The sequence below is a fragment of the Staphylococcus sp. GDY8P54P genome, from assembly GCF_017892645.1.
Classification (GTDB): domain Bacteria; phylum Bacillota; class Bacilli; order Staphylococcales; family Staphylococcaceae; genus Staphylococcus; species Staphylococcus ureilyticus.
Map to the genome: position 1 here is coordinate 1 of NZ_JAESLN010000032.1, position 12,849 is coordinate 12,849.

Genomic DNA, 12,849 nt, shown 5'->3' on the forward strand with positions numbered 1-12,849 from the left:
TCAGTTTTCAATGTTCATTTTAATATTTCATAATGGAGCGGGTGATGGGAATCGAACCCACAACATCAGCTTGGAAGGCTGAGGTTTTGCCATTAAACTACACCCGCATATTTTCATATAAATCATATGTAATGTATTTTGATGCGGCCGAGAGGACTTGAACCTCCACGGGATAAATCCCACTAGGCCCTCAACCTAGCGCGTCTGCCATTCCGCCACGGCCGCTCGGTTGACGCTAAAATTTTCCATTCATCAAGTTAACGTACTCAATTGTAATATGTTTGAAATGTTTTGTCAATAAGTTTTTAAAATTTCTTTAACAAACTTAATAAGTCCTTCATTTAATTTCATATTATTTTCGCAACGTTTAATATCATATAACATAAATTATATATCGTCAACACATACAAATAACGAATTAGAGTAAAATATTCATTTTTATTTATTTTATCTAATTAAATGCACAAATTTCATATAATTATATCGTCTTTTTAATATCAAACGTGTAAAGTGATTCTTAAATAAAAAAGAGCTGAAAAGTATCAGCTCTCTTGCTACTTAAATTCACTATTTAAAAATGGCTTTGTTCTATCAATTTCCCTTTGCAATGTCCACAAAGCATTTTATTTAAATTCACTTTTCTTATTCTAGCATATTTCACACCACAGTTTGAGCATTTATAGATGTACCTAACTCGATTCTCATAGCTTTCAACTGCTGAACAAAATCTCGGGGCACCTGTTTGCGCACTGAGTAACTTGAAATCTTTATCTTTGTGTTTATATCCTTTTCCTTGTATATGAAGATGGTAATGACATAATTCATGTTTAATAATATCAATAACTGCCTTTTCACCGAAAGTGTCATATTGCTTTGCATTTATTTCTATATTGTGTGTATTCAGTATATAACGACCCCCAGTTGTTCTAAGTCGTTTATTAAAATAAGCTTTATGTTTAAACGGCCTTTTAAAAATTGTGATAGAAATAGACTCTGTCATGCTTTGTAATTTTTCATTATCCATGAGGATCAATCATAGTTAGTGATACTTTCCCTTTCTTGTCATCAATGTCTAATATCCAAACATCAACAATATCTCCAACACTGACAACATCCATTGGGTTTTTAACAAATTTTTTAGATAATTTTGAAATGTGTACAAGGCCATCTTGTTTAACACCAATATCAACAAAAGCTCCAAAGTCAACCACATTTCTTACAGTTCCACTTAACTTCATATCTTTCGATAAATCTTCAATCGATAAGACATCCGATTTTAATATTGGTGTCTCAAATTCATCACGTGGATCTCTATTTGGTGCAATTAACGACTTGATAATATCTTCAAGGGTGGGTTCGCCAATGTTTAGCTTTGTAGCCATGTCAGTCAAATCCACATGATTTAAAGCTGCTTTCAAATCAGCTTTTCCTAAATCATCTGCACTAAAACCAATCTCACTTAACAATTGATAAGTTGCTTGGTAACTTTCTGGATGAATTGATGTATTATCTAAAGGTTCGCTACCATTGATAATTCTTAAAAAACCAATACTTTGTTCAAATGTTTTAGCACCTAACCTTTTTACTTTGGCAATATCCTTATTGTGTTTAATAGGCCCATTTTCTTCACGGTATAAAATTATGTTTTGGGCTATAGTCGAAGACAGACCCGACACATATTGCAATAGTGAGCGTGAAGCTGTATTTACATCAACACCTACTTGGTTAACAGCTGTTTCGACAACAAAAGTTAACGCGCCCTCCAATGCTTTTTGGTTAACATCATGTTGATATTGACCAACACCAATTGATTTTGGGTCAATTTTTACAAGCTCACTTAACGGATCTTGTACCCTTCTTCCAATCGAAACAGCACTACGTTCTTCTACTTGAAAATCTGGGAACTCTGAACGAGCGATTTCTGAAGCAGAATAAACAGAAGCTCCAGCCTCGTTAACAATTATAAATTGTGTTTTTAATTTATGTTTTTGAATCATTGAAGCTACAAATTGTTCTGTTTCTCTACTAGCTGTACCATTACCGATAGCAATTAAATCAACATCATAGTTATTTACAAACTGAACAAACGTTTTCTCCGCGTCTTCCTTTTTATTTACTGGTGGATGTGGGTATATTACTCCTTTAGCTATAAAAGTGCCAAAAGGATTTATTACAGCCAATTTACAACCTGTTCTAAAAGCAGGATCCACTCCTAGAATTTGTTTCCCTTTCATTGGTGGTTGTAATAATAAATTTCTTAAATTTTCGCTGAATACATCAATAGCATGTTTTTCAGCTTTTTCTGTTAGGTCACCTCTTATCTCTCTTTCAATCGAAGGCATGATTAGTCTTTTCAAACTATCAGCAATCGCATTTTCAATAATTGTTGAACCTTCATGATGATGAATCATTTCATGCTTACGAATAAAATTCTCAATGCCTTGAATATCTATATCTATTTTAACTGATAGTATTTTTTCTTTTTCTCCCCGATTGATTGCTAATGTTCTATGATTTGCAATTTTTTTAATTGGTTCTGAATAATCATAATACATTGAAAAAATCTCTTGGTCATCCTCAGCATTCTTTTTCTTTTGTGTAACAATTTTGCCATGCTGGAAAGTATCTTTAAGTATTTTAGTTCTATATTTAGGTTCATCTGAAACTTTTTCTGCAATAATATCTTGCGCACCTTGTATTGCTTGTTCTATATTTTTTATTTCTTCATTGAAAAATTGAGTTGCTTTTTCTTCTATTGTCATTTCTAAACTAGGATTTTTGAGCCATTTTGCAAAAGGTTCTAAACCTTTTCTTTTCGCTTCCGTAGCTCTTGTTTTCTTTTTCTGTTTATAAGGTCTATATAAATCTTCAACTCTTTGTAGCTTTGTTTGCTTTAAAATGTCATTTTTTAATTCTGTAGTCAGTAAACCTTGTTCTTCTATATTATGTATAACTTCTTCTTTTCTTTTTTGAAGATTAACCATATATTGATATTCATCATTAATTTGTTTTATTTCTACTTCATCTAACCCGTCAGTCTGTTCTTTACGATAGCGTGCAATAAATGGTACTGTATTTTTTTCTTCAAGCAACGTTAATACTGCATTAATTTGTTTACTTGAAAATTTATATTTTTCTTTTATAGATTGTATTAAATTACTATCCATAGTATCCTCCACTCATAAATAAAAAATTTATTACTAATACTTATATATTCTAACATATAACGTTATCTTGATTCTTTTCCTAAAAATAATCGAAGTATAAAAAAGCAGAATTCATTAAATGAATTCTGCTTTAAGCATATATTTTATTGGTTTGCTGCTTCTTGAAGTTTCTTAATTGCTGTTCGTTGTAACCGGGATACATGCATTTGACTTAAACCTATTCTTTCACCTGTTTCTTTTTGACTTAAACCTTCAATAAATGTGCACTGTATAATCTCTCTTTCCCGTTCAGATAAAATTGGGAGTATTTTTTCTAATATCATACGCTTTTCAGTTAAATCATAATTATCATCTTGTTGCCCCATAATATCTAATAATGTAACAGTCGATCCGTCTTTATCCGCTTCAATGGAATGGTCTACACTTAATGCATTATAACTTTGACCCATTTCCATAGCTTCGAGCACATCTTCTTCATTGACTTCCAACCTATCGGCAATTTCAGCAATAGAAGGTGAGCGCTCTAACTCATTTGTCAATTCATCAGTCACTTTCTTAATACGGGGTCCGATTTCTTTAATTCGCCTAGGAACGTGCACACTCCACGTTTTATCACGTAGATAACGCTTAATCTCACCAATTACAGTTGGTACTAAAAAAGCTTCGAACTTTCTATCAAAAGATAGGTCGAATCGGTTAATTGCACCAATTAAACCAACCATACCAACCTGAACGAGATCTTCGTGATGAGATTGACCTTTTGAATATTTATATGCCAATGATTCAATCAACTTTTTATAATGTTTAACAAGTTTATCTTGAGCATCTGAATTCTCGTTATTTTGATGCTCCATTATCCACTGGTTGATTTGTTCAGGTGATACGTCATTAACTGATTTCGACTCTCTCGCCATTATTTCGCACCTGCTCTTTTTTTATATACTTAATCATGCTAATGGTTACACCAGAGTTTTTATCCACTGTAACTTCATCCATTAAAGATTCAATTAAAAATAAACCAAGACCTCCCTCTCTAAGGAAATCTATATTTTCATTGTCTTTATATGGTCCTAATTTTGCTTTTGTTTCTTCATAATCGAAACTTTCCCCTTGATCGGAAATTACTATTTTAATTTTATCATCAAAAATTTCAAAACAAAGGTTAATCATTCCTACATCCGTAGCATCGTTTTTATATGCGTGTTTTACTGCATTTGTTACTGCTTCGCTCACTGCTATTTTGGCATCTTCTATATCGTCATATGACGCCCCAGCACGTGAAAATACACCTGATAGAGTCAAACGTATTAAGCTTACATACTCTGCTGATGCTGGTAAACGCATTTCTATATAATCTTGTTTAAGTTGCATGTTATTCGACCTCCGTTCCTTCATTAACATGCATCAAATCTTTTAAACCTGTGATATCAAATAGTCGACTTATTCGATCTGAAGCACCTAATATATATAATTCTTTATCATTTTGATTTAAAGCCTTTAATGTTCCGACAAATAGTCCTAAACCGGTTGAATCCATATAACTAACATTTTCTAAATTTACATATATATCATGCGTTCCCTCTTGTCTCATCGGCATGAGTACTTCTTCAAGTTCTGGAACAGTATAAACATCTAATTCTCCGCCAACTTTAACTTCATAATGTGTATCATGTGATATTGTTTCAATATTTAGATTCATAAATTACACTCCTAAGCATAGTCTCATTAATAACCGTTATACCCTTTTATTTTAATCATTAATCTTATCTAATTCACTCTTTTTATTATCAATATTGTTAAATCGTCTCTTTTTTCTGGATTTTGAATTTTTAAAATTGCTTCATATAAAAGTTGAACAATGTCTTGTGGATGCATATGTTTATACTTTTTTATCATATCTAGTAAATAACTTTTATCTAAAAAGTCACCAGCTTCATTTCTTACTTCTGTGACACCATCTGTAAAAATGATAACTAAGTCATCTAAATGAACGGGTATTTCTTGTTGATTGTATCGTGTTTGTTGGCTAACACCTAAAACGCGACCTCTCACCTTAATTTCCTCAAATGTTTCGGTTTCAGCTCTATAAATATACCCTGGCTCATGGCCAGCAGAACTGCAATATAACAAGTGGTTTAATTCTTCATACAGTCCATAAAACATCGTTACGAACATATTTTGATTCACATTTTTTTCTACCACGCGATTCAATCGTTTAAGACCATCGCTTGGCAATTGGGAATGCCCATATGAATCCATACCAAATTTGATCATACTCATAGCTAAGGCAGCAGGTATACCTTTACCTATAACATCTGCTACTGCAAAACTCATCGTACCGTCTTTATGATCTATTAAATTAAAGTAATCGCCACTAACCTTTTGCGCAGCTACGGAAATTACACCGATTTGAATACTATCGAATTGAGGAATATCTGTCTTAAGCATCGTTTGCTGTAAACGGGATGCTAAGTCGATTTCTTTATCATGATATTGTAATCGATTTACAAGATCTTGATAATCTCTATAATTATAGCCAAATCCTTTTACTACTTCTTTAAGTACGTTGAATGTTTTAGAAATTTGTTCACTACTTAACTCTAATGCTTGAACATAATTTTTATGAATTTCAACGATATCTTCAGGTAGCAAGTCTTTTCTTTTCACTTCTTCGGTGAAGCCTTCACACTTTTTTAATAAATCTGTCTCATTTACTGTGTGTAGACTTTCGTCAATTAGCGCTTTATATTGATTTTTGAACTCTTTCACTCAGTATTTCCTCCTCAAAATGCAAATATAAATCGCATACATCGGTTTTAACAAGAATATATTCTGTTATATGTATGTGTATTAAATATTTAATCAAGCAATACAGTTTTGTTTCTAGCAAAGTGAGATGTTTTTAAATACATACTTTAAGTTGATATCGAAAAAAGCTTTAGGATAACCTAAAGCTTTTCAACTTAAACATCCTATTCATAAATATTTGATTACAAACACACGCTTTATTTTCTCTGTTCTATTTCAAATTATCTTGGAATTAAGTGTTTGTTGCATGTATAAGGAATTGATGTCTGTTATTCGTTATTTTATTACGCTCACTTTTAAAAATTATGTTCTATGATTTCTAATATTATGTAAACCTAGGCTAATATCTATAGCATTATTAACTTCTTGCATTTTTTCTTCAGATAGATATGTCAGTTTTTCTTTTAATCTGTTCTTGTCTAACGTCCGTATTTGCTCTAACAATATAACTGAATCTTTGTCGAGTTTATACTTGCTTTTTTCTATTTCTACATGTGTAGGTATTTTAGCTTTATTAATCCTACCTGTAATTGCAGCTACAATTACGGTAGGACTATACTTGTTACCAGTATCATTTTGTATAATGACTACGGGCCTTATTCCCCCTTGTTCAGAACCCTGTACTGGTGACAAATCAGCTAAATAAACGTCTCCTCTTCTCATCATTCATTGTTATTCTTAGATATAATGTAGACTTCATTGCAATCGCAAGCTTCACATTCAAATGGAAATGCTTCCGCCGCAAGGGAGAGATTCAAGTCAGCCATTTGCGAATAGCCTTCTTTTAATAGTTGTTCAATACTATGATTTCTGCTTTGATTAAAACTTGCCATGAATAAAGACCTCCATGTGACTAAAATAGAATATATTGAGATTTCTTGTTAGATATATAATAACAAATTTTAAATACAGTGACTATACTATTTTAGTAATTCATTAAGGATTTCTAGGTCTTGAGTACCATAATAGATACGTGGCAATCTCCTATTTAAGCGACATAAAACTTCATAATTGATAGTATGTTGTTGATATGCCAGCGCTTCCACAGATTGTTCACTGTCTGAATGATGATCCAACAATATCACTTTATCACCAGTTTGAATTTCTTCTGGAATTTTTATAATTATTTGATCCATGCAAACTTTTCCAATAATTTCACATTGTTTGCTGTTAACATTTACATTAAATCCGGTCATCATTCTTGGAAATCCATCTGCATAACCAACAGGAATAATACCTATTTTTGTAGGTTCTGTCGCTGTATAAATACTGCCATAACTCACAGATTCGCCTGGTTGCAAGACTTTTGTTTGTACAATTTCACTAATCCATTGCGCACTTGGTTTTAAATGTATTTTCACACTGTCTTTAACATAACTTGAAGGATAATAACCGTATAATGATATACCCACCCGCACTGAATTACAGAATTGGCTATCTTTCATTAATGCACCTGCAGAATTTTGCGTATGTATATACTGTGGCTTTTCTTCTTCATTGACAATTGATTCAAATAAACTTTGTTGCTGATTCATTGATTCTCCAGGTTCATCTGCACATGCAAAATGCGTAAACACCCCTTCAAATACTAAATGATCATGGTTATGGATTAACTCAATAACTTCTTTATACTCCGCTGCATCTTTAATACCTAATCTTCCCATGCCAGTATCTATTTTTACATGTAACCATAAATCTTTGTCGTTATCTTCTGGAATTTCTTTTAACGCTTCAACTAACCATGCTTTTGATGGAATGGTGATTGCTACGCGATGTTGTATGGCTTTATTAATATTATATGTAGGTATAACGCCTAATATTAAAATTTTAGCATCTATACCGTGCATTCTTAATTCTATCGCTTCATCCAAAGTTGCTACGCCAAAAAAATCAGCGCCATGATCCATAAGGTAACGTGCGATTTTCACGCTGCCAAGGCCATAAGCATTCGCTTTTACGATTGGCATCACCGTTTTATTTGGGTGTAATTTTTGGAAAACTTGAAAATTTGCCACAATTGCATTTAAATCTACGTTTAAATATGTGGATCTATAATACTTATCAGTCATTAAACGAGACCTCCATTTCAAAAATAAAGTTACACTTTGACATACATTAAATTAATTTTATAACAATTAAATAAAGATAGCCAAAACTTTATATTAAAATCGTTTTTTATTTTTCTATAATGACTTGGCTCATTGCGTAATGTTCTGTGTGTGAAATACTTACATGAACTGTAAAACCATCATAATGTATACATGGTTTTCCAAGTTCATCATTAAAACAATCTATTTCATTTAATGCTATAGTTTTTCCAAGTCCTGTACCGAGCGCTTTGCTAAAAGCTTCTTTACAGGTAAATCTTCCCGCTAAAAATTCTATTTTACGCGTTTCACTTTTAAATTGATGAAAGTGTTGTTGCTCATTTTTTGACAATACACGTTCTACCAATTTGTCTTGTCTATAGTAAAGTTTTTTTATTCTAGCTATTTCTATTAAATCAACGCCTATACCATGTATCATTAGCTACTCCTGCCTTTCTATGACAAGTTTTTTATTATAAATTCTGTGGCATAGAATGATTACCTTTTTTTATTTCTTGTTTCAATGTATTTGCTTTATTTTTGTCAATTAGCTTTATTTCAGTATTTCCACCTGCTGTCGACAAGGTTAAACTCGCCAAATTATATTTTCTCATTAAGATACCTTCATGGGTATCGACATTTTGAATACGAAACAAAGGAATTTTCACTACATTAATAAACCACAAGCCATTTCTAACCGTGAATTCTTGATTTTCTAACTTATATCTAAATATTTTATATTTATAAATCGGTCTAATCATACCACCGATAATGATAACAATGAATGCAATTATGATATTAATCGTCCATAACCAAAACATGACTTTAGAACTTATGAAATGTAACCATACCTTATCTATTACTGTAATGATTGATAAAGCCAAAATTAATAAAATTGCAGTAATTATTGAAGCAATACAAATGACTGTTTTGCCTGATGGATCCATATAATTATATTCATTCATCAAAATCACCTCTCAAATACCATGATTTTAGTTTTTCCACATGACTATCTTCACTATATTTTAACCCTATTTCTGCACTGCCAGCCGCTTTAGCAATGATAAATTTAAAGTTTGCTAGGTTACTTCGAATAAGAAACGGATTTTCTGACATTTCCATACCTAACAATTTGTTGTGTTTAAAATATGTGTTTTTAAATCCAAACATAGTTACATTCCGCACAACTAATTCATCGTGATTTAAGTTTAAACCAGAGGATTTAATAACGATAAAACTGTGAAGAATCATTATTAATATTAGGCACCCTGCAATAACAAATGACCAAACAGACCAGTAATAAGTAGCAATCGTAGCACCGATAAGTAATACTAGTGATTCTCTCCAAAAATACCTATGAAATCCCCTCCAAGGCATGCCTAGTTTTGGTTCAGTGAATTTCATGTCTGGTATCAGGTGCTTTATCAGATAAAATGCTTTTTGCCTCTTAATAAATGGTAAAATCATTACATTGCCGCCTAGAGTAACATCATCCTTATCAACACCATCCATATCACTCGTAATTACAAAATGAATTGAAGTATAGCCAAATAACTTTCTTATAAATGATTGACGTTCTACAATCGCTTGCACACGGTCAGTTGGTACAGTAATACTTTTGACATTAAACAAACCATATTGAATATTTAACTGTGTACCTTGTTGCTTAACCGTATAATTAAAATTTCTAACTATTTCTATGATAGTGCCAAAAATATAACTCACTACAATGATCAAGACAACAATCATTAAAATAATCATAAAAGCAGTCTGAAAAATTTCAGAAAATGTATTGGTAATTTTATGCCAAGGTAAAATATCACTTAATGCAAACATGACTGGTGACAATGTTGCAAAAGCTACACCAATGACACCACTTGTTAAAGCCATAAATAAAAGTTCTTTAAAATTTAATTTATAAATATTCATAGCTGGCGACTGCATTTTTTGTTCTTTTTCAGCATCCTGCTCTGCAAAAGAATTATTGTTGTCAATGATTTCGCTATTTTGAGTCAGTTTTTGCTGTTTTTCTTTTAATGTTTGCTGTATAAAATCACTTTGATTTTTGGATACAGTGTCTAACTCTATACCATCACTAGGCGTTTTAATTTGAAGTATTACCCCACCCACAATTTGATTAATAATACCTTGTGAAGTATCTAACGTTTGAATTCTGCGTATATTTAACTCTTTCCTTTCTTTACTAAAAATACCAGTGGCTAAAATAAAATGATCATTTTCAATCCAATATCTAGTGTTATAAACCTTTAATATTTGTATTATAAACGAAATCAGAAAGATAATAGTAACAATGCCTGGATAGATATATGATTTATAATCCGTAAAATCAAAGTTGCGTAAATTAAACACTAAAAAAATAAAAATCAAAATAATATTTTGTTTAATCGCCTCTATTATTCCAGTTATGTATGAAATTGGATGTAATTTTTGAGGACTATACATCATAATCAGCTCCTCGTAAGTATTTTAAAATATTATGTTCAAATACTTCAATTTCCTTTGTTAACATCAACGGGAAATCAAGTGAGTGGCCAGCTGTCACCAAAGTTAGCCTTGATTTATGTAATTGTTTTAATAATGGATTGCTTTTTCTTTTTAAAAATTGCGTTCGCTCATATTTAACAATTTCATTCTTTTTAAAAAATATTCCTGTTTTGATTTCAATATATTGGTCTTTGACGCAGTAAAAAGTATATTTATACTTCAACCAAGGTCTCAACAGCATATATATTACATCAAAAATCGTTATTGCAATAAATATGTAAATTAAAAAATGCCACCAATTATAATGATTCCATAAAAATACTAATGCAATCATAAATAATAAACTAACAATCAATTCAAGAGCTTCTAGTATGTAATAATATCTCATCGCTTGTTTAGGGCTGCGCCTAAATTGTTGGTCGTTAGTCATAATTACACTCCTCCATAAAATTTTTCAATTCATTATAACATAGGGACATGTTTGCTTCATTATCGTCGTAGAAGGCAATGATTATTCTAATATTTTTATCATCACTTTAATTTCCCACTTTTTCTAATCACTTTTATGTGATTGAATCGATTTTAGATATAAAAAAATCACTCCAATAAATTGGAGTGACTAAACCTAAAATTCATATATGATAAAGTATTTTATTTTTTATGGTCTGCGAATGTGCGACCCTTCATTGATTTTTTGTTGTTTCTATCTGATGATCTATCATTTTTCTTTTTATTGTTGAAGCCGCCTTTATTTGGACGACGATTTCTGCTATCGAATTTGCCGCCACCACGTTTATGGTTTCCACCACGTTTTGGTCCACCTTTACCTTGGCGACCTTTGCCTCGAGATAATGGCTTTTCAAATGTTAATTGAACATCAACTTCATCGTTTGATTCAACTAACTCTTGCAATAATGCTGCTACTAAATTTACATCATTATATTCTTCCAGTAATTCTGTTGCAATACGTTCCAGTCTTGGTTCGCTATCTCTTGACATCCAGTTTTGAACTTTACCTTTAATGTCGTCTTCACGTGCTTTAAGCACTTCTTTACGATGCGGTGGTCTCAATGCAGTCATTTGTCGTTTGTTCGTTTGTTCAATTTGACGGATATAATCCATTTCAATTGGGTTAACAAAAGTAATTGCTACACCTTTTTTACCAGCACGACCCGTACGGCCAATTCTGTGAGTATAACTTTCAGTATCTTGAGGTATATCAAAGTTATAAACATGGCTTACACCTGATATATCGAGTCCTCTTGCTGCAACATCTGTAGCAACTAAGATATCTAATTGGTCGTTCTTAAATTTCTTCAATACTTCTAAACGTTTAGCTTGTGTGATATCGCCATGTAAACCTTCAGCTTTATATCCTTTTGAAATTAACGCACTTGTTAGTTCGTCAACACGACGCTTAGTACGACCAAAAACAATTGCTAACTCAGGTTGATGTACATCTAAGAAATTTGTAAATGTATCAAATTTTTCTAATTCTTTTACAATTGTGTAATATTCATCTATTTGAGGATCTGACATTTCATTATTCATAGTTTTAACAATTTCTGGTGATTTCATAAATTGTTGTACCAATGTTTGAATAGCTTTTGGCATTGTAGCTGAAAATAACATTGTTTGACGTTGTTCTGCTGGTATTTTATCCATAATAAATTTCATATCATCAATAAAGCCCATATTCATCATTTCATCTGCTTCATCTAATATTAATGTATGAATAGTGTTTGTTTTTAACGTACGACGATTTAAATGATCAATAACACGTCCAGGTGTACCTACAACAATTTGTGGACCCTTTTTAAGTGATTTAATTTGACGATCTATTGGCATTCCACCAAATACAGTTACTATTTGTACATTTTGGCCGGTCGCAAATGCTCTAAGTGATTCAGCAACTTGCATCGCCAATTCTCTAGTTGGTGCTAATATTAATGATTGAACTCCATCTTGTCCTGCCACTTTTTCAATAAGTGGAATACCAAAAGCGCCTGTTTTTCCTGTACCTGTTTGCGCTTGACCAAGAACATCCTTACCTTCTAAGGCAAGAGGGATACTCTCTTTTTGTATAGGAGTGGCCTCATCGAACCCCATTGATACTAGGGTTTCTACCGTTTTATCTGAGATCCCTAATTCTTTAAAATTTTGCAATATAATTCTCCTTTATTTATCTGTATTTCTCTACATATATGTTCATCTAAGTTTCTTCAACTTCTTTATAGTACCACCTCAAGTCTATAATCGCAATAAACCAAATTTATTATAAT

At 31.8% G+C, this 12,849-nt stretch carries 14 protein-coding genes and 2 tRNA genes; all 16 read right to left on the reverse strand.

Going from position 1 to position 12,849, the window contains the following annotated elements; translation table 11 throughout:
* Positions 1-33 precede the first annotated feature (33 nt).
* A tRNA-Gly gene (locus tag KA883_RS10485) sits at positions 34-107 on the reverse strand.
* A gap of 35 nt (positions 108-142) precedes the next feature.
* A tRNA-Leu gene (locus KA883_RS10490) sits at positions 143-225 on the reverse strand.
* 346 nt (positions 226-571) lie between these two features.
* A complete protein-coding gene (locus KA883_RS10495) occupies positions 572-1,024 on the reverse strand; it encodes a SprT family protein (protein ID WP_046207792.1) in 453 nt (150 codons plus the stop codon).
* Complete coding sequence (locus tag KA883_RS10500; protein ID WP_046207791.1) at positions 1,017-3,167, reverse strand: Tex family protein; 2,151 nt, start codon at positions 3,165-3,167, stop codon at positions 1,017-1,019. The genes KA883_RS10495 and KA883_RS10500 overlap by 8 nt, the downstream gene beginning before the upstream one ends.
* A gap of 143 nt (positions 3,168-3,310) precedes the next feature.
* Positions 3,311-4,081 (reverse strand): RNA polymerase sigma factor SigB, encoded by a 771-nt coding sequence (gene sigB, locus KA883_RS10505; RefSeq protein WP_046207790.1) that lies wholly within the window; start codon positions 4,079-4,081, stop codon positions 3,311-3,313.
* Positions 4,056-4,538, reverse strand: a complete 483-nt coding sequence (gene rsbW, locus KA883_RS10510) for an anti-sigma B factor RsbW (protein WP_064209857.1) — start codon at positions 4,536-4,538, stop codon at positions 4,056-4,058. The genes sigB and rsbW overlap by 26 nt, the downstream gene beginning before the upstream one ends.
* Before the next feature lies 1 nt (position 4,539).
* On the reverse strand, positions 4,540-4,866 hold the full coding sequence (locus tag KA883_RS10515; RefSeq protein ID WP_046207788.1) for an anti-sigma factor antagonist: 327 nt from the start codon (positions 4,864-4,866) through the stop codon (positions 4,540-4,542).
* Positions 4,867-4,934: 68 nt separating this feature from the next.
* Entirely contained in the window at positions 4,935-5,936 is a 1,002-nt protein-coding gene (locus KA883_RS10520) for a SpoIIE family protein phosphatase (protein ID WP_046207787.1), read from the reverse strand.
* A 342-nt stretch (positions 5,937-6,278) separates the two neighbouring features.
* On the reverse strand, positions 6,279-6,641 hold the full coding sequence (locus tag KA883_RS10525; protein WP_019468010.1) for a type II toxin-antitoxin system PemK/MazF family toxin: 363 nt from the start codon (positions 6,639-6,641) through the stop codon (positions 6,279-6,281).
* Positions 6,638-6,808, reverse strand: coding sequence for a type II toxin-antitoxin system antitoxin MazE (gene mazE / locus KA883_RS10530; protein ID WP_046207786.1), 171 nt, complete (start codon positions 6,806-6,808; stop codon positions 6,638-6,640). The genes KA883_RS10525 and mazE overlap by 4 nt, the downstream gene beginning before the upstream one ends.
* An 87-nt stretch (positions 6,809-6,895) precedes the next feature.
* Positions 6,896-8,044 carry an alanine racemase gene (gene alr / locus KA883_RS10535; protein ID WP_046207785.1) on the reverse strand — a complete coding sequence of 383 codons (1,149 nt, stop codon included), beginning with the start codon at positions 8,042-8,044 and terminating at the stop codon, positions 6,896-6,898.
* A gap of 106 nt (positions 8,045-8,150) precedes the next feature.
* The gene (gene acpS / locus KA883_RS10540) at positions 8,151-8,501 is read right to left on the reverse strand and encodes a holo-ACP synthase (RefSeq protein WP_046207784.1); all 351 of its coding nucleotides are present in this window, start codon (positions 8,499-8,501) and stop codon (positions 8,151-8,153) included.
* A 34-nt stretch (positions 8,502-8,535) separates the two neighbouring features.
* On the reverse strand, positions 8,536-9,027 hold the full coding sequence (locus KA883_RS10545) for a PH domain-containing protein (protein WP_210139977.1): 492 nt from the start codon (positions 9,025-9,027) through the stop codon (positions 8,536-8,538).
* Complete coding sequence (locus KA883_RS10550; RefSeq protein WP_046207782.1) at positions 9,020-10,525, reverse strand: PH domain-containing protein; 1,506 nt, start codon at positions 10,523-10,525, stop codon at positions 9,020-9,022. Before KA883_RS10550 ends, KA883_RS10545 begins: the two co-directional genes overlap by 8 nt.
* Positions 10,518-10,997 (reverse strand): PH domain-containing protein, encoded by a 480-nt coding sequence (locus KA883_RS10555; protein ID WP_210139978.1) that lies wholly within the window; start codon positions 10,995-10,997, stop codon positions 10,518-10,520. The genes KA883_RS10550 and KA883_RS10555 overlap by 8 nt, the downstream gene beginning before the upstream one ends.
* A gap of 221 nt (positions 10,998-11,218) precedes the next feature.
* Positions 11,219-12,733 (reverse strand): degradosome RNA helicase CshA, encoded by a 1,515-nt coding sequence (gene cshA / locus KA883_RS10560; protein WP_046207780.1) that lies wholly within the window; start codon positions 12,731-12,733, stop codon positions 11,219-11,221.
* Between the last annotated feature and the right edge of the window lie 116 nt (positions 12,734-12,849).

Coding starts and splice junctions, on each gene's coding strand:
- KA883_RS10495 (WP_046207792.1), bottom strand. CDS start 1,024: ATGGATAATGAAAAATTACAAAGCATGACAGAGTCTATTTCTATCACA.
- KA883_RS10500 (WP_046207791.1), bottom strand. CDS start 3,167: ATGGATAGTAATTTAATACAATCTATAAAAGAAAAATATAAATTTTCA.
- sigB (WP_046207790.1), bottom strand. CDS start 4,081: ATGGCGAGAGAGTCGAAATCAGTTAATGACGTATCACCTGAACAAATC.
- rsbW (WP_064209857.1), bottom strand. CDS start 4,538: ATGCAACTTAAACAAGATTATATAGAAATGCGTTTACCAGCATCAGCA.
- KA883_RS10515 (WP_046207788.1), bottom strand. CDS start 4,866: ATGAATCTAAATATTGAAACAATATCACATGATACACATTATGAAGTT.
- KA883_RS10525 (WP_019468010.1), bottom strand. CDS start 6,641: ATGATGAGAAGAGGAGACGTTTATTTAGCTGATTTGTCACCAGTACAG.
- mazE (WP_046207786.1), bottom strand. CDS start 6,808: ATGGCAAGTTTTAATCAAAGCAGAAATCATAGTATTGAACAACTATTA.
- alr (WP_046207785.1), bottom strand. CDS start 8,044: ATGACTGATAAGTATTATAGATCCACATATTTAAACGTAGATTTAAAT.
- acpS (WP_046207784.1), bottom strand. CDS start 8,501: ATGATACATGGTATAGGCGTTGATTTAATAGAAATAGCTAGAATAAAA.
- KA883_RS10545 (WP_210139977.1), bottom strand. CDS start 9,027: ATGAATGAATATAATTATATGGATCCATCAGGCAAAACAGTCATTTGT.
- KA883_RS10550 (WP_046207782.1), bottom strand. CDS start 10,525: ATGTATAGTCCTCAAAAATTACATCCAATTTCATACATAACTGGAATA.
- KA883_RS10555 (WP_210139978.1), bottom strand. CDS start 10,997: ATGACTAACGACCAACAATTTAGGCGCAGCCCTAAACAAGCGATGAGA.